We start from the raw sequence: 19,704 nt of genomic DNA, 5'->3' as shown, positions 1-19,704 counted from the left end.
AAATGGACTTGGAGGCACATTTTTTTAAATGGCTCAAAAAAACGCCCATTGCTCAAGGGATAGGCGATGATGGCGTGGTTTTAAGCGCTTCTTTAAAAGGGCATTTTGGGGTTGTTCCTACAAGCCTTAAAGATAAGGTTTTGGCTTTGGATTTGTTTAGTGAGGGAGTGCATTTCAAAAGAGAGTGGTTTTCTTTAAAAGCCCTTGTTCAAAAAGCCTTTTTAGTCAATATTTCTGATATTTTATGCATGAATGCTATACCTAAATACGCTCTTTTAGGCTTGAGTGTGCCAAAAGATTTTGGCATTAAGGAATGGAAACTCTTGCAAGAGGGGATTGAAGAAGTGTGTTTAAAATGGAATATTAAGCTTATTGGGGGTGATACCATTACTTCTAATACTCTTAGTTTTGCGATTACTATGATAGGCGAAACTAGGGGGCGAGCGTTATATAGAAAAGGGGCTAAAAAAGGGGATTTGATTGTGAGTAGTGGTAGGGTTGGCTCTAGCTACAAGGCTTTGCATTCACTTTTAAGGGGAGGGAGTGCTTGTAAAAAATCTCGCTTTTTTCAGTTAGGTTTTAATGTAGATTTCTTTAAAAATTTGACTCGTTTTATCCGCATAGGGCTAGATATTTCTGATGGCATTTACACAGAATGTAATCGCCTCTCTAAACTCAATAAACTAGATTTTAGGCTGTTTAAAAAAGATGAGCGTTATAAGAGTGGCGAAGAATATGAATGGTTGTTTTGCTGTTCGCCTATTCATAAGGTGCATTTAAAGCGGTTGGCTAAACGCTATAGGGCTAAGATTGAAATCTTAGGGCATGTAAAAAGAGGGCGTTCAAGTTACAAAGAAAAGAAGTGGCATTAAGTTTTATCTCTTTTGTTTTTGTGATATTCATTAAAACTTGCTAGAATAGACACAAAAATTATTTTTAAAATCTATGGTTTGTGTTATAGGTTTTATATGAAATGGATGGTTATAGCAAAGATGACAAAGCAGTTGTTTAAGGGGTTGTTGGTAGTTTCTATGGGACTTTCTCTAGCTTTACATGGTGCAGAGGTTAAGGAAAAAAAGCCGGTTAAAGAGAATCCTCAAGAACTAGCTGCTAAAAGGGTTGAGGCGTTTAATCGTTTCACTAATGTGGTTTCAGAGATTGAAAAAAAATATGTGGATAAAATCAGTATTTCTGAGATTATGACAAAAGCTATTGAGGGTTTGCTCTCTAATTTAGACGCACACTCAGCGTATTTGAACGAAAAGAAGTTTAAAGAGTTTCAAGCCCAAACTGATGGCGAATTTGGGGGTCTTGGTATCACAGTTGGCATGCGTGATGGCGTTTTGACCGTTATCGCTCCTTTAGAAGGCACACCAGCGTATAAAGCAGGAGTGAAAGCGGGCGATACAATTTTAAAAATCAATAAAGAAAGCACGCTGAATATGAGTATTGATGATGCTATCAATCTTATGCGAGGCAAGCCAAAAACTCCTATTCAAATCACTGTAGTAAGGAAAAACGAGTCAAAGCCTTTAGTATTTAATATTGTAAGAGATATTATCAAAGTTAAATCTGTCTATGTGAAAAAGATTGAAAAGACCCCTTATTTATATGTGAGAGTTAATTCTTTTGATAAAAATGTAACTAAATCCGTTTTAGATGGCTTGAAAGCTAATCCTAAGGCTAAGGGCATTGTTTTAGATTTAAGAGGGAATCCGGGTGGCTTACTCAATCAAGCGGTAGGTTTATCTAATTTATTCATTAAAGATGGGATTTTGGTCTCTCAAAAAGGTAAAAATAAAGACGAAAATTTAGAATACAAAGCTAATGGCAGAGCTCCTTATGCGAATTTACCTATCGCAGTATTAGTTAATGGTGGCTCAGCGAGTGCGAGTGAAATCGTAGCTGGAGCGTTGCAAGACCATAAGCGAGCCGTTATTATTGGGGAAAACACTTTTGGTAAAGGAAGTGTGCAAATGCTCTTACCGGTCAATAGAAATGAGGCGATTAAAATCACTACTGCACGCTACTATTTGCCAAGCGGCCGCACGATTCAAGCTAAGGGTATCACGCCTGATATTGTGATTTATCCGGGAAAAGTGCCAGAGAATGAAAACAAATTCAGCTTGAAAGAGGCAGATTTAAAACACCATTTAGAGCAAGAGCTTAAAAAAGTTGATGATAAAAACTCTAATACTAAGAGTGCTAATAAAAATAATAAAAGCGAAGAAGAGCAAGATATTACGCCAAAAATGGTCAATAATGATATTCAGCTAAAAGTTGGCATTGATAGCTTAAAAACTTGGACAATAATAGATGAGACCAAAAAATAAAGAATAGAGTTTAATGGGAGTGTACTTGGAATGGCTACAAAAAAATATGGAAAGCTTTTTCAAGTTAAGCAAAGGGGCATTGTCATCACTGAGATTAAAAGCGGTTTGAGTGTTTTTTGTGCTAAGAAATTAGCTAAAAAGATTAGAAGTGTTTTAAGCCATACAATTAGTGCATCGATTAAAAGCATGGGTTTTAGAAGTGAGTTTATCGCTTATGCTTAAGCTAGGGTTTGGCTTATTTAATAGGAGTAGAGATTTTTTTGCTAGGGGGACTAGTCTTAATGTTTATTATTCTTGCAATAACAAGTCCTGTAAAAAGCTTGATATAAACCACTTTAAAAAATATTTAACCCATATTTTAGAACATGGATTTTTAGAGTGTTTGAGAGATTTTTGTGGGTTAAGGGGGAATGCGTGCAAGTAGAAGTGCGTATTTTCTTAAAAGAGGGTGTTTTAGACCCAGAGCTTAAGGCACTTGAAAAATCACTAGATTCTTTAGGTTTTAAGAGTATTAAAAAAATTGCTTTAAGCAAAAGCGTGTTTTTAGAATTGGCAACTACAGATAAGAAACAAGCCTTAGAAGAGGCAAAACAAATGGCAGAGAGGCTTTTAGCTAATCTTGTGATTGAAAACTATGAAGTGCTTTTAAAATAATGATAGTAATTTTAGAGTTTTTAGGCACAAATTGTCAAAAAGACATGAGGCGTGCGTATGATTTTGTGCAAGTTAATAGAGCTTGTAAAATTTCAAGCGTAGTAGTGGAGCATACGCAAAAATCTTTGCCAAAAGAAACGAGTCTAGTGGTTATTCCGGGTGGGTTTAGTTATGGGGATTATTGGCGTTCAGGTTGCATGGCAAGCCAAACACCTATCATGCGCTCAGTTTGTGCGTATGCGCATAATGGAGGGAGAGTTTTAGGAATTTGTAATGGTTTTCAAATCCTTACAGAAAGCAAGCTTTTAGAGGGGACTTTAATGAAAAATAAAGGCTTAAAATTTATCGCTAAAAGTCAAGAATTGCAAGTGGCAAACAATGATAACGCTTTTTTAAAGGATTATAGCCCTTATGAAAAGATTGTATTGCCTATTGCGCATGGAGAGGGGAATTTTTATGCGCCTAAAGAAACTTTGGAACGCTTAGAAGAAAACAAGCAAGTTTTGCTCCGCTATAGCGATGATGTGAATGGCTCTTTAAATCATATTGCTGGCATTTGCAATAAAGATAAGAATGTTTTTGCGCTCATGCCTCACCCTGAAAGGGCTGTTGGGATTAATCAATCTTTGCAAACACCCTCTATAGATGGGGTTAGAATGCTTTTATCTTTGCTTGAGGCGTATTAAAATGCGAATAGTATGGTTTTTAGTGGCTCTTTTTGTGGGGTTTATGCGTACAGAAACGCTTGATGAAAAAGAAGAAGATGTCAAAGCTAAAGTGGTCTATGTGAAAGCTGAAAATTTAGAGACTTTAGAAAACACACCCGTTTATGTGGGGCAAACCATTGCAGTTGCTTATAGTTTATTGCTATTTGATGCGCAATTTTTAGAGGCTAAGATTGAGGGAGAAATCAATAAAGACCAACTAGAGCTTGTCAATAAGATGCCTAAATGGAGAGGGGTAGAAAAGGAGCTGTTTAAGGCGACCTATTACTATAAGATTAAGGGCATTCAAGCTAGTATTCCTGCTTTAAAGGTCAGCGCTTTTTCTAATAAAGATAAATATATAGATTATTCTATAGCCCCTAGCATTGCTTTGCAAGTAACAGATTTATCTCAAAATTCTCGCTATGCAGGAGTGATGGCGCAAAATTTAAAGGTCGTGCAGTATAAGACTAAGGATTATGATAATGAGCATAATATTTTGGTTATGGAACTAGCTTTTAAGGGGGCAAATTGGGAGAGTTTTACGATTAAAGAGGCTATTAAGCAAGGCTTTGATAATTCGTCTTTGGCTCAAAGCAAGGCTAAGGAGGGGAGCGTAATTTATTATTGTGTGTTGCCTAAAAAAATCCAAAGCCTTTCCTTTGATTATTTTTCATTAGAAGATAAGAGTTTTAAAACCTTGCATTTTTCAGTTGTGCCAATCAATGATGCGATTAATGTGCAAAGCGAATTAGTTCCTAAAAATAATTTTTTAGTGTTTTTTAATGTGGCTTTATTAATCTTGTGCGTGTTTTTCTTGCTACTCTTTCTTTTTTTAGGTCGCAAGCTTATTTTCTTATTGCTTGGGGTATTGTGCTTAGGTTTTGCGCTTTATAATTTATTGTTCCAACAGCGTTCGGCTACTTTATTAGCTCAAAAAGAAATCCGCATTCTTCCTACGCAAAATTCTACGATTTTGGGCATTTCTAAGAGTGAAATGCCTATTAAAGTGATTGGTTCACACCAAGATTATTATAAAATTATGACAACACATGAGCAAATAGGATGGGTTAAACGCCATGACATCAAATAAACCAAGAGCCATTTACAGAGCTTTAGTAATCGCTATAGGACTAGCTATTATCATTATTTTTAACTATTTTAATCGCAAGAATAATAACGCTCGTTCTACTCGCAGAGGGTGTCGTTCTTTTTTTCCTTTAACGGGTGTTACTTTAGAAAAAATTGGTGCGTTTGATAGGGAGGCAAGACTGATTGTATTAAACCATCAAAGCTTGCTAGATATTATTTATTTAGAGGCTTATCACCCTGAAAATATCTGTTGGATTGCTAAAAAGGAGCTTGGAGAAATCCCTTTTTATGGGCATGCTTTAACAGATACGCAGATGATTTTAATAGACAGAGAGGATAAAAAAGGGTTAGTTTCATTACTCAAAGAGAGCAAGCAAAAATTAGATGAAGGACGGCCTTTAGTGATTTTTCCTGAAGGTACTAGAGGTAGGGGGCAAGAGGAGTTTTTACCTTTTAGACAAGGGGCTAAAATCATTGCTGAAAAATTCCAGCTTAAAATCCAACCAATGGTCTTAATCAATTCTCGTAAAATATTTAATTCCAAGCCCTTAGAGGCTTTTAAGGCACGCACTCGTTTAGTGATGATGGATAGTTATACGCCTGATTTTAGCTCTAAAAATTGGTATGAGGAACTAGAACAAAAAATGAAAGAAGAATATTTAAAGCATTATCATGAGCTCAATGCTAACGAAAGCTAAACTCACTCTATTATGGCGTGAATTTCTTCAGGGTGAATTTAAAAAGCCTTATTTTTTAGAGATAGAAAGGCGTTATTTAGAGGCCCTAGAGCGTTCAAGCTGTATTTATCCTATAAGCACTAATTTATTTCAAGCTTTGAACTTAACGCCCCCACATGCGGTTAAAATCATTCTTTTAGGACAAGACCCCTATCATTCCACCTACCTAGAAAATGGTATTGAATTGCCTATAGCTATGGGCTTAAGTTTTAGCGTAAATGCTAAAGCACCCATTCCACCAAGCCTAAGAAATATTTATAAGGAATTGCACGATAGCTTAGGTGTTCCAATACCTAAAAGTGGGGATTTGAGTGCATGGGCTAAAAGAGGCATGTTGTTATTAAACGCTGTTTTGAGCGTAGAAAAAGGCAAGCCAAATTCGCATAAACATATGGGTTGGGAGCAATTTAGCGATAGGATATTAGAACGCCTTTTTGAAACTAGGGAGCGTTTGATTGTGGTGTTACTAGGTAAAATCGCTCAAAAAAAGAGCGCTTTTATTGATAAAAAAAGCATGTTGTTTTAGAGGCTCCTCACCCTAGCCCTTTAGCAAGAGGTTTTTTAGGGAGTGGGGTTTTTGTGCGTTTGCAAGAGGCTCACAGAGAAATTTATGGCAAGGATTTTGATTTTAGCTTGTAAGCCAGTTTAGGGCTTGAGGCTTAATGAATAGGGCGAGCAGATGTGAATAAAAAACATCATTAACGCTTTTGATAAGGACATGCTAAAGACAATAAAAACTAAGCTTTCATAGAGTAGCGTTATAATATTTAGTGGTTATTTCTGTATTTTTTCAATTTTTTATTTAGTTTTGTCTGTAGTTTAAGAATGGTTAATTTAAGTCTAATTGTGCTAAAATAGCGTATTTTTAGGATAAAGGGGACACTATCAAAACGCCAATTAAAATCGCTATAAACGGAACCGGACGCATAGGTTTGTGTGCAATAAGGGTAGCTAGTCAAAGAAAAGATATAGAAATTGTAGCTATCAATTCTACTGCTGAGATAGAAACTCTTTTGCATTTGCTACGCCATGACAGCGTGCATGGGCATTTTGAGGCTAGTCTCAATGAGGATAACACGCTTAGTATCGGACATAGTAAAAATATTTTAGTGTTGAGTGAGCGAGATATTAACAAGCTTGATTTTTCTGTAGCCAAAGCTGAAGTGGTTATAGAATGCACCGGAAAATTCAATTCTCTAGATGCCTCTCAAGCACACCTAAAAGATAGCGTTAAAAAAGTGGTTATTTCAGCTCCAGCAAAAAATACGCCCACCTTTGTCTATGGAGTAAATCATACAGATTATCATAACGAAAGCGTGGTTTCTAACGCCTCTTGCACGACTAATGCTACTGCTCCGGTATTAAAAATCTTAGATGAGGCTTTTCATATAGAAAACGCTCTTTTAACCACTATCCATAGCTACACCAACGACCAAAACCTTTTAGATACCAAGCACAAAGACATCCGCCGAGCTAGAGCGGCAAATCTTAATCTTATTCCCACAAGCACCGGCGTGAGTAAAGCTATTTCGCTAGTTTTACCGCATTTAGGTCCTAAAATTAGTGGACTTGCCATTAGAGTGCCTACGCCTAATGTGAGCTTAGTAGATTTGTCTCTTACTTTTAGTCAATCTGTTAGCAAAGAAAGCATTCAGCACGCATTCAAGGAGGCTTGCAAGAATGAATTTAAGGGGCTTGTAGGCATTGATGAAGAAAAGCTTGTTTCAAGTGATTTTATTTCTTCGCCCTTAAGCGCGATAGTGATTGATGACCAAATTATTATCTTAGGAGAAAAAAACGCTAAGGTATTGGCGTGGTATGATAATGAAATGGGCTATAGCGAGCGTTTAATTGATATGGCACAATATATCGCACGGAAATAAAAAGGGGTTTTAAGTGTTGTGTTTTCGCTCTTATTATGATTCTAAAATCTCTCAAAAGCGTTTAGATGAATTATTTAGAGCGCTTGTTAATGAGCGAGAACTTCAAGTGAGTGGCTACTACCGCTTGCCTTATGTGATAGACGCCCTAGAAGATGCCAAAGAATACGCTTTTAAAAATTCTAAATTTTTAAAAAATATAAAAAAGCTTGTGGTTTTAGGGGTTGGAGGGAGTTCTTTAGGCTTAAGAGCGATTGATAAAATGCTTAAAAGTTTGCATAGGCGTAAAGACATTCAATTAGTATTCTTGGAATATACCGATGCAATTAGTATCACTCAATTAAAACTAGACATTAAAGAATGCTTGTTTTGCGTGATTTCAAAAACAGGCACCACGATTGAAACTTCTAGCTTAATGAAATACGCCATGCAACGCTATGATTTATTGAGGCATAAAGAGCATTTATTATTCATTACTGATAAAAATTCTGCCTTGCATGGTTTGGGTAAAGATAAAGAAATTACTACTATTACGATTGATAAAGATATTGGGGGGCGTTTTTCAGTGCTTTCTAGTATTGCCTTAGTGCCTCTATATTTGCTTGGATACCATATAGAAGAGCTTTTAAAGGGTGCGAGATTTTTTATGGATAGTTTTTTTGAACACCAAGAAAACCATCTCTTAAATAAAGCATGCCAGCTCTTTGATGATTCTTTAAAATACCCCATGCACGCACTCTTTTCATATTCGGATATTTTTAGAGGGTTTAACGCATGGTTTGTGCAATTAATAGGGGAATCGCTTGGTAAAATCAATGCGCATGGTAAAAAAGTGGGTTTGACCCCCCTAGCCCTTATAGGCAGTAGCGACCAACATTCGTTTTTACAACTTCTAAAACATGGGCCAAAGGATAAGAGTGTAACATTTTTGAGTTTGTGCCAGAATTTGCATTTGGAATTTGATGAGCCGTTAGTGCCTAGTTTGAATTTGCCTTATTTTGAAAATACCAACTTTGTCAATCAAACGAGTTTTACACGCCTTTTAGATTTGCAAAAATTAGCCACTCTAAAGAGTTTGATAGAAGAAGGCTTGCTAGTAGATTGTATTGAAATAGCCGAACTAGGCGAAAAAAGCGTGGGAATGCTCATCGCTTATTATGAGTTATTGACTTCAGCGCTTGGGATTTTATTTGAAGTCAATGCCTATGACCAGCCGGCTGTGGAATTTGGCAAAGCGTATTTAAAAGAAATGTTTTCATTACAAAATTAAAAAGGATTTTTATGTTAGCTAAAATAACTTTTATGCAAAGCGTTAAGAATATCCAAGAGGTGGATATTAAGAATAAGAGAGTGTTAATTAGGGTGGATTTTAATGTGCCTTTAGATGAGAATCTTAACATTACTGATGACACTCGCATAAGAGAGAGTTTGCCAACCATTCAGTTTTGTATAGATAATCATGCAAAAGATATTGTGTTGGTCAGTCATTTGGGTCGTCCTAAGGGTGTTGAAAGCCGTTTGTCTTTAAAGCCTTTTTTAAAGCGTCTTGAGAGACTCTTAAGCCAAGAAGTGCGTTTTGCACAAAATTTGGAGCAAGTCAAGCGGTTTTTAGAAGAGCCAAGCACAAATTCTAGGATTTTTCTTGTAGAAAATATCCGTTTTTTAAAGGGCGAAGAAGAAAATGATGAAAATTTAGCCAAGGAGTTAGCGAGCTTGTGTGATGTGTTTGTTAATGATGCCTTTGGCACAAGCCACAGAAAGCATGCCAGCACTTATGGGGTAGCTCAATTTGCTCCTATAAAAGTAAGTGGATTTTTGCTTAAAAAAGAAATTGATTCTTTTAATAAGGCGTTTAACCATCCTTTACGCCCTTTGCTTTTGATTGTAGGCGGAGCAAAGGTCAGCTCCAAGCTTACTTTGTTAAAGAATATTTTAGATTTGGTTGATAAACTGATTATTGCGGGGGCGATGAGCAACACTTTTTTAAAAGCTTTAGGGCATGATGTGCAAGATTCATTAGTTGAAGATGGCTTGATAGAAGAGGCGCTAGATTTACTAAAAAGTGCGAAAGAAAAGAAAGTCAAAGTCTATTTGCCTATAGATGCTATTACAACTGATGATATTTTAAATCCTAAAGAGATTAAAATATCGCCGGTTCAAGACATCGCACCTAAGCATAAAATTGCAGATATTGGTCCAGCAAGTGTCAAGCTGTTTTCTGAAGTGATAGAAAGTGCACCTACCATTATATGGAATGGTCCTTTGGGCGTGCATGAAAAGCAAGAGTTTGCTAGAGGGACAACTTTTTTAGCCCATAAGATTGCTGATACTTATGCGTTTTCATTGGTAGGGGGTGGCGATACGATTGATGCTATCAATAGGGCTGGCGAAAAGGATAATATGAGTTTTGTTTCTACGGGCGGTGGGGCGAGTTTAGAACTTTTGGAGGGTAAGATTTTACCTTGTTTTGAAGTGTTAGACCAGCGCCATTGACCTTTTTTGCAAGGAGAGTATATGGTAAATGTGTTTTTTAAACGCCAAGAATTTGTTATTAAGAAACGCTTTAATGATTTTAATGGCTTTAATATGGAAGAAAAAGAGGTCTTATGGTTTGAGCTTATCAACCCCACTCCAAGCGAATTAAGAGCCTTGAGCCAACAATATTCTATGGATTATGAGGCAGATGAATCTGAGCGTGTTTCTTTGGTAACTAAATATTGGGAAGACAGCTCAAGTGTAACTATTAACGCGCTTTTTGTCAATCAAGATGATGGAGATATGTTTCATGTAGAAACGACCACTTTCATTTTAGCACACAACATTCTTTTTACCGTATATTATGGCACTTTGCAAATTTTTAATGAAATTCAAAAAAAGGTCTTAGCTAGTCCTAAGAAATTTGAAAATGGCTTTGATGTGCTTGCAAAAGTTTTTGAGGCGTATTTTGAAAGAGGGGTGGAATACCTAGAGTGGATTCACAAGCAAACAAGCTTGCTAAGAAAAAGCATTGTGTTTAGAAAGACTTCATGCACGCATGATGATGTGCTAGTGCGTTTATCCAATTTGCAAGAATTTAATATGGCATTACGCAATTCTTTATTTGATAAGCGTAGGGTTATTACCGCATTATTGCGTAGCGATAAGGTGGATAAAGACACTAAGAATAACTTAAATATCATTATGAAAGATTTTAGTTCTTTAGTGGAGTCTGCAACGGTCAATCTCAATTCATTAGATAATATTCAAAACTTATTTGCCTCTCAAGTGAATGTAGAGCAAAACGAGATAATTAAGGTCTTTACCGTTGCTACAATGGCGATGATGCCCCCCACTCTCATAGGAACGGTTTATGGCATGAATTTCAAATACATGCCCGAATTAGAATGGCAGTATGGCTATCTTTTTGCGCTCATTATTATGGCGATTTCTACGATTTTACCCGTGATTTATTTTAAGAAAAAAGGTTGGCTATAGGTTTTATGGGAAATCTTGGCACACTGCTAGACGCTCTTTCTGCCATTTTTCTTACTTGGCATGGCGTTCTTTCACTCCTTACACTCACGCTTTTAGAGATTGTTTTAGGGATTGATAATATTATCTTTCTAGTTGTGATTGTTAGCAAATTGCCAAAGCATCAGCAAGATAAGGCACGCATTTTAGGGCTTTCTTTGGCCATGCTAACTCGCATCATGCTTTTGGGGGCATTGTTTTGGGTAAGCCATTTAGAAAAGCCTTTATTTTCAATCGCTACAATCAGCTTTTCTTGGCGTGATGTTGTGCTAGTTGTTGGGGGTATTTTTTTGATGTATAAAGGGCTTATGGAGTTGAAGTCTCAAGCTTTCTTAAGTGAAGAGAGTTATCAGACTAAGGCGTTAGGATTTTTTGTAACTTTAATAGAAATCATGCTCCTTGATATAGTCTTTTCATTAGATTCAGTGATTACGGCAGTAGGCATTGCCAAGCATTTGGAAGTTATGGTTTTAGCGGTAGTATTAGCCGTAATTGTGATGTTATTTTTTTCTAAGATAATTGGAGATTTTATTGAAAAATACCATCGTGTGAAGACTCTAGCGTTTGTCTTTTTATTTTTTGTGGGACTAACTCTGATTTTAGAGGGAGTGCATGTGCATATCAATAAGAATTATTTATATGTAGGCATAGGGTTTGCATTATTAGTGGAGTGCTTAAACATCTTTATAGAAAAACAACAAAATAAAACATAAAAGAGTAGCCACAAAACTACAGAAAGCCAATCAATAAGCCTAGTTTCTTATTATTGCTTTATAAATTGCTTGTCTTTTAAGGCATTTGAATGAGATTTAAACGCTTTTAAAAATAAGAGTTGGTTGGGGCAATCAACTCTTAAAAGCTTTTCTAGCTGTCTTCTTTGAGAGTGTAAGCAATAGGAATTTTTAAATGCACAGCTTCTTCAGGTTTAGGAAACAAGCTTGCAGCGTTTTTAACTGCCTCTAAAGCCGCATGGTTTAAAATCTCGCTAGTATTGCTTTTAACGATTTTAATATCTGTTACACTGCCATCTAAATTAACAATGAAACTCACCAGCACTTCACCTTCAATCCCTCTGATTTGTGCCATTCTTGGATAGCGGTTTTTAGATGAAATTGCCATTTGAATCTTCATCAAAAATTCATCGTTGACACCGGGGTTATAGGCTTGAGCCTCAGAGGTTGCACCCTCAGAAGTTTTGTTAGACTGCTCTTCTTTTTTCTTGTCTTTTATAGGGTCTTTGGTAGCCGTTTTTTGAGGGGCTGTTTCTTCCTTGGTCTCCTTTTTAGGTTCTTCTTTTTTAGGCTCCTCTTTCTTGGGTTCTTCTTTTTTAGGTTCTTCCTCTTTTTTTGGCTCAGGTTTTGGAGTGGGCTTAGGCTCAGGCTTAGGCGTTGGTTTTGGAGTGGGTTTAGGTTTTGGTGTTGGCTTGGGTTTGGGCTTAGGCTTAGGGGTGGGTTTTGGCTTTTCTTGTTTCTTTGGGTCTTCTTTTTTAGGCTCTTCTTTGGGTTTAGCAGATTCAGCGTTAGTTTTTACATTAGAATTGGTGTTAATGCTTGCTAAACTCATTGTAACCTTAGTTGTGCCAGCTTGAGCTAGAGCCATAGGGGCATCTTCGCGCAATAAAAAATAGGCTAAACCCCCAGCATAGAGTAAAAAAGTGATGATAAAGCCCGAAAGGGTTGAAACCTTAATGAGCTTGTGTGGAGATAGAGAAGTTTTCATGGTTATGCTCTTTTAAAATATCCATAATGCTAATGAAAGTCTCAAAGCGTGAATTTTTATCGCTCTTCAAGTCCACAAGGGTTTTTGGGTCAGCTTGCTTGATAATTTCTCCGAGTGCCTCTAAGGTTGTAGGCTTATCATCTACAAAAAGACCATCATGTTCATCTACGGAAATAACAATGACTTTTTGCTCGCTTAGCTGGGATTTTTCAGCGCTTTTGGCACTAGGAAGATTAACTTTAATTTTGCCTTGAGCGATAAAAGTAGAAACGCTTAACACAATCGCTAGTAGCACTAGCATGATGTCAATAAAGGGGACAATATTGAGTCCATCACCTCGCTTGATACTTTTCATTTTGTCATAATCCTAAATTTTTCGCTCAAAACATCAGACTTTCTAAGCAAGCAGTTATAAGCAATCAAAGTAGGAATAGCTACAGCAAGACCTAGGGCCGTCGCCTTTAAAGCCAAAGAGAGACCGACCATAATCGTTTTAGCATCCATGCCACCACTAACGCCCATATCATAGAAAGTTACCATAATTCCTAGAACCGTTCCTAATAATCCCACATAAGGTGCGTTTGAATAAATCACATAAAGAATAGTCAAATTCTTAGTTAAATCAATATTAAGAGCATCAATATCTTGGTAGGCGTTTAACTTAACTTTAGAATAAAAAATAATTCTCTCAATAACAAACCATACCGCTAAAAAGCTTGCAATTCCAAGTGCAACAAACACGAAAAGATCTACATAATCTTTCAATAATTGAACTGAAAAACCTTCTCCCATAAGAAAGCTCCTTATTTTTTGAAATTTAAAGACCATAGTCAAAGCATAGATGCTCAAAAACACAAAGGATAGCATTGAAACAAAATATTCGCATAAATGCTTTAATAATGATAGAAAATACTAGGTTGTTTATTATATTGATTTAATAATAACAAGTCAATAACAACCGATTTGATAATTATAACCAATTTTAAAAACTAAGCAAACTACCATTTTACAACTACAATCAGTATTACTTAAAATATTATTAGATTATTCTAAACAAATGGTTTTTAAAAAATGATTAAGTTGGAGTTAATATAAATTTAGTAGCATGCAAGTGGTGTCTTAAGCATTGGGTAATAAGCAAGACATTAGAGTTGGTCGGCATAATCGGCATAATTAAGGAGATAAATTTTATTTTTAATAAAATTTGTTTTTAGTGTTGATTTTAGTTAGAATAAAGAAGAGCTTTTGGCTTAGAAAGGGGCTTTTATGGATACACATTACAAAGAAGATTCAACGATTCGTTTTTCAGTTTCTTTACAACAGAATTTGTTAGATGAATTAGACAATCGTATTATTAAAAACGGCTATTCATCTCGCTCAGAATTAGTGCGCGATATGATTAGAGAAAAGCTAGTAGAAGATAGTTGGAAAGATGGCGATCCTAGCGAGGAAGATAAAATCGCTGTTTTAGTGGTGATTTATGATCATCATCAACGAGAGTTAAACCAGCGCATGATAGACATTCAGCATGATAGCAACACCCATGTATTATGCACCACTCATGTTCATATGGATACACATAATTGTTTGGAAACGATTATTTTAAAGGGAAGTTCTAGTGAAATCCAGCGTTTGCAACTAGAGATTGGGGGGTTAAAGGGTGTAAAGTTTGCCAAATTGACCAAAGCGTCTAGCTTTGAGGCTAGTGAGTAGTTTTTGCAATCAATAGATTTAAAACTTAAGGGGAGCGAGATAGCTCTCTATGGGGGGAGCTTTGACCCCTTGCATAGAGCGCATTTAGCCATTGTTGAGCAAACTTTAGAATTACTGCCTATAGCCCAACTGATTGTTTTACCAGCCTATCAAAACCCTTTTAAAAAACCATGTTTTTTAGATGCAAAAACTCGTTTTAATCAATTAGAAAAGGCTTTAAAAGGTTTTGAAAGAGTTATTTTGAGCGATTTTGAGATTAAGCAACAGCGTGCTGTGTCAACGATAGAAAGTGTGCGTTATTTTCAAGAGATTTTTGAGCCAAAGACGCTTTATTTAGTGATTGGAGCGGATTGTTTAGCTAGTTTGCCCTCATGGAAAAACGCTACAGAGCTTTTAGAAAAAGTTGAGCTAGTGGTTTTTGAAAGAATTGGTTATGAAAAAGTAGAGTTTAGGGGGCTTTATTTTCCTTTAAAAGGCATTGATGTGCCTATTTCATCAAGTGCGATTAGGGCTAATCTAGCAAGACTTTAAGCGTATTTTTGATGCGTTTTGATATGGCGGTATGCCTCTTGAATGATAGCAAAGCGCTTGGCATACAAGGCTTTTTGTTCTTTATGGGCATGCAAATCAGGGTGGTAAGTTTTAGCAAGCTCTAAATAGCGTTTTTTAACAATATCAAAATGCTCGTGCTTGATAAAGCCTAGCGTTTTATAGCATTCTTTCAGTTTTCGCTCTGCCATAGTGGTATAGCTCTCATTATCAAAGCCGTTAGGATGGCTAAAATGCAAGCATACATTATGCACGATTTTATTTTCATTGAGCGTTAGCACTAATTCCCAAAAGCGTTCCGTGCTACCTCTAGTATGCAGTTCGTTATCGGCGTCTAGGACTATATAGGGGGCAAACCTTTGGCATAAGAAACGCTTGGCAATAGGGTGTTCAGTGATAAACAGCACATATTCCACCCCAAAAGCTAAGACTTTAATTTCAGCGTTTTCTAAAAGGGCGTTTTCTTTAATGATTTTAATGCGTATAGGCAAATGGCTTTTTTGTAACACCACATCAAGTGAGTGTTCGCTGATATCTTTATTATGCTCGCATTCAAGGGCGTGATAGACCCAATTAAGCAAGTAATTTTTCTTAAAGCATTCTGTATCGTTTAAAATCAATAAAGATGAAGAGAGCATGTGGCATTGGCTAAAATGCTTTTTGGCGTATGCTAAAACTTTTTTAAGCAAGGAATGGTCATTTCTTAGCGAAATTTGTGTGTAATTCGCCAACAATTCAATTTTTGCCATTTAGCTTTAAAACTCCCTAAAAATTTTACTCAAAGTTTAATTATATCTAATCTTAAAATATATAGCGCATACCAAGATTACCCATAGTGCTAATGTTAGTATAGCTAAGATTAAAGCGCATGCCAACACCTAAGTTCACATATAATGAACGCCACAAACGCATTTCGCCTCCGGTAGTGAGATTAGCAAAAGTGCCATAAGCTTGTCCATTTCTATAACTCAATGAATTTTCCCCTACAAAACGCACGACCTTATCGCCCAAAGAATGCAAGAATAAATCCCTACTAACCCCAGCAATAACAAAATAATAAGAATTTTTTCCATAGTAATGGCGTGTTTCTAACGCAAGCTCTAAATCTAAAACTTGTTTGTTAGCGGGGTCAGCACTAATTTTAAACTGCTCATAAAGGGGGTCAAGTTTCTTGCCTAGCAGTTGGCCCACGCCAATGTAATAATAAGTCAATCCTACTTGAGGTTTAATAACAATGGAGCGGTTTTTCAATAAAAAATCATAGCCATAATTGCTTGCAATTTGAGTGGTGTAAGTGTTGTAATCATATTGTTGGTTTAAGGCAGAGAGAATGCGGTTGTTAGAAAATAATTGGGCGTTATTCCCCCCATAAGTTTCATTGATTCTAAAAGTTAATTCTTGGCGTTTGAAAAATTTCCTTGCATAAAGCCCTACGCTCACATTATTACCATTATTATGCGTTAAACTCCCTCTAAAACTGCTATACGCATAAGCAATATAACCCCCTAAAATAGTGTCTTTAAACAAGCTATCTGCACCGATATTCATTCCATAAAGAGTGCCTGAGCCTTGAGGAATCAAGCTAACCCCACCAATAGCGCTTGCCCAAAGATTATAGCGGTATTTTTTAGGAGGTTTATAAGCGATAAGAGACAAAATATTTTGATTAGAAGAGCTTGCTAAGCGTTCGTTTTTATAACGCTCAATGCTTTCATCAAATTCAAAAGGCACTCTAGCGTTAAAATCAGAGAGCTTGACTAAACGATTCATTTGGTCAATGTAAGTATTAGTTTGCAAATCTTGGGTGGCTTGGGATTTTAAAGAAGTGTTAGAGATTTGTTCTAAAGCGTTGTCTAAGTCTCTAAGGATTTTTTCTAAGGCTTGCACGCTAGTGGTTTTGAGATAAGAGGGAGCAAAAAGAGGGCTATGAGCCTCTACAATAAGCTGATTAAGCCAACTTAACCCTTGATTACCTCCTAAAGATTTAATACTATCTAGGGCTTTTTGACCCATGATTTCTTTAATGTATTGCGAGATATTAGGAGCGTTAGAAGTCAAACTAGCATTACCGATAGCCACACGGATTTGATTGTAGCCTAGACTTAATTCCATCGTTTCATTTTGAGAATTAGTAAAACGCACAATCAGTCCATTATCTAAAATTTGAACGCTTTTATTATCATAAGTAAGCTTGCCATCAGTCCATGTTAAGTGGTGGTTGTTAAAATCTATGAGCGTATAGAGTTTTAAATAGTCTTTGAGATTAGACATAACATTAGCGCCATTTAAAAAGTAGTTGATGCCTTGCTTGGCGTTTAAAAGCGTGTAAGTGGTGTTATTAGCGTTGAGATTAAAGTTTAAAAAGGCCTTATTGGAAGAGGCATAGATATTAGCTTGCTTATTAGTGCTTAAAGTAGCGTTGTTGCTAAGCGAGAGATTAGCCCCACTAGAGAGAGTGAAATTACCTTGAATATCTTGGTTGCTTTGTAATGACATAGATTGTAAGATATTAAGATTATTGGCTTGCAAAGTGGCGTTAGCGCCTAAAGAAAGGTTGCTAATAGTTGCATTAGTATTAAAGGTAGTTTGAGCGTTAGAATTAATGCTCCCCTTATCAATAAAATTTTTAGCTGTGATTTGGATAGAGTTGTTTTGAGCGCTGATAGTGCCTTGACTTACGCTAAGATTATTGCCTTGAGAATGAATGTTAATACCATTACTAGCATTAATACTTTGGATTTGTATGTTAGAAAGAGCATTAGATTGCAAATTCAAAGTCCCACTAGCATTTTGAAAATTAAAGCTCGTCTTAGGGCTAAAATTCAAACTTTTAGCGCTTTTAAAATTGATTGTGCCTCCATTAGTGAAATTAAAGCTGTTAGTCCCTAGTATGTTTAAATCATTGGCGTTGCTTGTGAAATTTAAAGTTCCGCCATCGCTATAATTAAACGAGTTAGTCCCAGAGAAATTGAGCGCATTAGCGCTAAAGCTGATTTGTCCGCCATCTTTGAGAGTGAAAGAGTTTGTTTGGCTAATGTTTAGGGTATTAGCTTTAAAGTTAAAGCCTCCGCCACTATCATCGCTAAAAGAAGAATTGAGAATTTGGAGTGCTTGGTTGGAACTAAAAGTTTCAGAAGAAGAATATAATCCCACATAGCCATTTGTGATGGTGGCTTGATTAAGTGTAAGGTTTTCGCTCGCCTTAAAGCTGAGATTAGCTGAACCTCCTGTATTAAAGCTATTGCCCGTTACTAAATGATTGGTAAAAAAGATGTTTTGAGCGCTAAAAGAACCTGTAATTTTACCCGTTAAGCCACCTTGCAACCCTGTCCCTCCAAAACGAATGGTGCCTTGAGTTTTGCTCGTAGTTGCTTGATTATTTCCTATAACCAAAGTGCCATTGTTGGCATTGACATTAAAGCTCCCACCACCTAAGCTATAAGTAGTTAGAGTGTTTCCGCTCTGCCCGCTTTGATTGGGGGCATTAGGGTCAATATAGTAAATGCCTTTTTGTGAATGAGTTTGATTAGTAAGGTTATAGACGCCATTCCAAACAGATTGAGATAATACTTTTGGGGTTGGGGCAATGGGCGTTGGTTTTGGCATTGGTGTGGGTTTTTTAGTAACCCCTAAAAACTTGGTTTTAATAGAATTTTGCGAAAAAGTCTCTTGAATGGTTTCATCTTGGTTGTTAATATCATAAACTACATCATAAACGCCATTGCCTAAACTTTTATCGCTAATAGCCTTTTGACCTTGATAATCAATCAAATCCCATAAAGAATTGGAGTTATTGCCATAGTTGATTGTCCCATTTGTATGAAGAATGTCATAAAATTGATTTTTAGAAAGCGTTTGATTGATGTTAAAAACAGCGTTAGAGCTAAAGGATACATTCCCCTTAAGGTTCTTAAAAGGCGTTTTTGAATTTAAGGTGTTTGTGTTAGAAAATTTAATATCATTAGAGCCAAAACTAAAAGAGATGCCTTGATTGAAAGTATCGCCATTAAAGGCTATATTGCCACTACTAAAATTATACACCCCACTATTAAAAGTCGTGTCATTGAAAGTTGCTTGGTCTTTAAAATCAATGTGTGAAGTGCTATTATTTGTTAATTGGGAGTTGGTTAAAGTAGTGTTGCCATTAAAAGTAAGGCTAGAGTTATTGGCTACTTGGATATTGGCATTATTAGCGTTGATATTAGAGCTGTTTAGATTTAAGGTTGTATAACCGCCACCTTTGCCTATTGTTAGAGAGTTGTTAAGGTTGATGGATTGAGCGTTAATAGCGTTATTAACTTGACTGCTATAATAGCTATAAAAATCATCATTACTTAAAGAAATACTAGATTGTTCCAAATTAAAGGTTATATTACCGCCCGCATAAGTGAAGCCATTAAGCGTATAGTTAACGCCTTTATCGCCGATTAAAGTTCCACTTGTTCCACAATAATAACCAAAGCAATAGTAACTTCCCCAATTATAAAGAGTGCTTATACTCCCACTGCCTGTTTGATAGTTATTAGCATTCATCCAACTAACAATGTCGCTATTTTTTCCTAAATCATAGCTTTGCGCCACCAATTTATTCTCAAAAAAACCTAGCAACGCTAAGACAGAGATAAAACTTTGATTTAATAAACATTTATAAATATTATTTAATTTTTTTAAGGCTTTCATGGGCTTTATCTTGGTATAATAATAGGTTAATACACATAACCTATAAATCGGCTATTTTAGCATGCGTTTGACATGTGAGCGCTTAAAAATGGTAACCATAAAGGGTTTTTGTGCTAGACTACAAGCCAATAAT

18 protein-coding genes and 2 pseudogenes are annotated in these 19,704 nt (G+C 36.2%); 15 read left to right on the top strand and 5 right to left on the bottom strand.

Translation table 11 applies throughout. From position 1 onward, the window contains the following. The first annotated feature begins 2 nt into the window (after positions 1-2). The 13 genes and pseudogenes from C6H25_RS04090 to C6H25_RS04025 all read left to right on the top strand — a co-directional run bounded on the left by C6H25_RS04090 (position 3) and on the right by C6H25_RS04025 (position 11,623). Positions 3-872, top strand: coding sequence for a thiamine-phosphate kinase (locus C6H25_RS04090; RefSeq protein WP_104748189.1), 870 nt, complete (start codon positions 3-5; stop codon positions 870-872). Positions 873-992: 120 nt separating this feature from the next. Continuing rightward, positions 993-2,333, top strand: a complete 1,341-nt coding sequence (locus C6H25_RS04085; RefSeq protein WP_199768938.1) for a S41 family peptidase — start codon at positions 993-995, stop codon at positions 2,331-2,333. Positions 2,334-2,363: 30 nt separating this feature from the next. After that, entirely contained in the window at positions 2,364-2,555 is a 192-nt protein-coding gene (locus C6H25_RS04080) for a hypothetical protein (protein WP_104748188.1), read from the top strand. 171 nt (positions 2,556-2,726) lie between these two features. After that, positions 2,727-2,987, top strand: a complete 261-nt coding sequence (purS, locus tag C6H25_RS04070; RefSeq protein WP_233707323.1) for a phosphoribosylformylglycinamidine synthase subunit PurS — start codon at positions 2,727-2,729, stop codon at positions 2,985-2,987. After that, entirely contained in the window at positions 2,987-3,673 is a 687-nt protein-coding gene (purQ, locus tag C6H25_RS04065) for a phosphoribosylformylglycinamidine synthase subunit PurQ (protein ID WP_199768935.1), read from the top strand. The genes purS and purQ overlap by 1 nt, the downstream gene beginning before the upstream one ends. A gap of 61 nt (positions 3,674-3,734) precedes the next feature. After that, positions 3,735-4,784, top strand: a pseudogene (locus tag C6H25_RS04060) (SH3 domain-containing protein); the annotation flags it as partial. Continuing rightward, positions 4,771-5,481, top strand: a complete 711-nt coding sequence (locus C6H25_RS04055; RefSeq protein ID WP_104748183.1) for a 1-acylglycerol-3-phosphate O-acyltransferase — start codon at positions 4,771-4,773, stop codon at positions 5,479-5,481. The pseudogene C6H25_RS04060 and the gene C6H25_RS04055, both read left to right, overlap by 14 nt. Then, positions 5,465-6,159 (top strand): annotated as a pseudogene (gene ung / locus C6H25_RS04050) (uracil-DNA glycosylase). The gene C6H25_RS04055 and the pseudogene ung overlap by 17 nt, the downstream one beginning before the upstream one ends. A 245-nt stretch (positions 6,160-6,404) precedes the next feature. Then, positions 6,405-7,403 (top strand): type I glyceraldehyde-3-phosphate dehydrogenase, encoded by a 999-nt coding sequence (gene gap, locus C6H25_RS04045; RefSeq protein ID WP_104748182.1) that lies wholly within the window; start codon positions 6,405-6,407, stop codon positions 7,401-7,403. A gap of 13 nt (positions 7,404-7,416) precedes the next feature. Continuing rightward, positions 7,417-8,670: a glucose-6-phosphate isomerase gene (locus tag C6H25_RS04040; RefSeq protein ID WP_104748181.1), complete on the top strand. Its 1,254-nt coding sequence runs from the start codon at positions 7,417-7,419 to the stop codon at positions 8,668-8,670. An 11-nt stretch (positions 8,671-8,681) separates the two neighbouring features. Then, complete coding sequence (locus C6H25_RS04035) at positions 8,682-9,893, top strand: phosphoglycerate kinase (RefSeq protein WP_104748180.1); 1,212 nt, start codon at positions 8,682-8,684, stop codon at positions 9,891-9,893. 21 nt (positions 9,894-9,914) lie between these two features. After that, complete coding sequence (gene corA, locus C6H25_RS04030) at positions 9,915-10,874, top strand: magnesium/cobalt transporter CorA (protein WP_104748179.1); 960 nt, start codon at positions 9,915-9,917, stop codon at positions 10,872-10,874. Positions 10,875-10,879: 5 nt separating this feature from the next. Continuing rightward, positions 10,880-11,623 (top strand): TerC family protein, encoded by a 744-nt coding sequence (locus tag C6H25_RS04025; RefSeq protein ID WP_104748206.1) that lies wholly within the window; start codon positions 10,880-10,882, stop codon positions 11,621-11,623. 151 nt (positions 11,624-11,774) lie between these two features. On the opposite strand, the gene C6H25_RS04020 is transcribed toward C6H25_RS04025, so the two are convergent. The 3 genes from C6H25_RS04020 to exbB are packed head-to-tail and all read right to left on the bottom strand — an operon-like array spanning position 11,775 to position 13,421. Then, positions 11,775-12,629: an energy transducer TonB family protein gene (locus tag C6H25_RS04020; RefSeq protein WP_104748178.1), complete on the bottom strand. Its 855-nt coding sequence runs from the start codon at positions 12,627-12,629 to the stop codon at positions 11,775-11,777. Beyond that, positions 12,595-12,984: a TonB system transport protein ExbD gene (gene exbD / locus C6H25_RS04015; RefSeq protein ID WP_104748177.1), complete on the bottom strand. Its 390-nt coding sequence runs from the start codon at positions 12,982-12,984 to the stop codon at positions 12,595-12,597. Before exbD ends, C6H25_RS04020 begins: the two co-directional genes overlap by 35 nt. Continuing rightward, the gene (exbB, locus tag C6H25_RS04010; protein WP_104748205.1) at positions 12,981-13,421 is read right to left on the bottom strand and encodes a TonB-system energizer ExbB; all 441 of its coding nucleotides are present in this window, start codon (positions 13,419-13,421) and stop codon (positions 12,981-12,983) included. Before exbB ends, exbD begins: the two co-directional genes overlap by 4 nt. Positions 13,422-13,895: 474 nt before the next feature. Here exbB and nikR point away from each other — a divergent pair, with 474 nt between their 5' ends. Both nikR and nadD read left to right on the top strand, forming a co-directional pair. Further along, positions 13,896-14,342, top strand: a complete 447-nt coding sequence (gene nikR, locus C6H25_RS04005; protein WP_104748176.1) for a nickel-responsive transcriptional regulator NikR — start codon at positions 13,896-13,898, stop codon at positions 14,340-14,342. A gap of 12 nt (positions 14,343-14,354) precedes the next feature. Next, positions 14,355-14,873, top strand: coding sequence for a nicotinate (nicotinamide) nucleotide adenylyltransferase (nadD, locus tag C6H25_RS04000; RefSeq protein WP_104748204.1), 519 nt, complete (start codon positions 14,355-14,357; stop codon positions 14,871-14,873). Here nadD and C6H25_RS03995 read toward each other — a convergent pair. Together C6H25_RS03995 and C6H25_RS03990 are read right to left on the bottom strand one after the other, a co-directional pair. After that, positions 14,870-15,640, bottom strand: a complete 771-nt coding sequence (locus C6H25_RS03995; protein WP_104748175.1) for a J domain-containing protein — start codon at positions 15,638-15,640, stop codon at positions 14,870-14,872. The genes nadD and C6H25_RS03995 overlap by 4 nt on opposite strands. 52 nt (positions 15,641-15,692) lie before the next feature. Beyond that, the gene (locus C6H25_RS03990) at positions 15,693-19,571 is read right to left on the bottom strand and encodes a vacuolating cytotoxin domain-containing protein (RefSeq protein ID WP_104748174.1); all 3,879 of its coding nucleotides are present in this window, start codon (positions 19,569-19,571) and stop codon (positions 15,693-15,695) included. Between the last annotated feature and the right edge of the window lie 133 nt (positions 19,572-19,704).

It is taken from the genome of Helicobacter cetorum, from assembly GCF_900198405.1.
GTDB lineage: Bacteria > Campylobacterota > Campylobacteria > Campylobacterales > Helicobacteraceae > Helicobacter > Helicobacter cetorum_C.
Note: the sequence above shows the minus strand (reverse complement) of the source record. Positions and strands in the feature narration are given on the sequence as shown.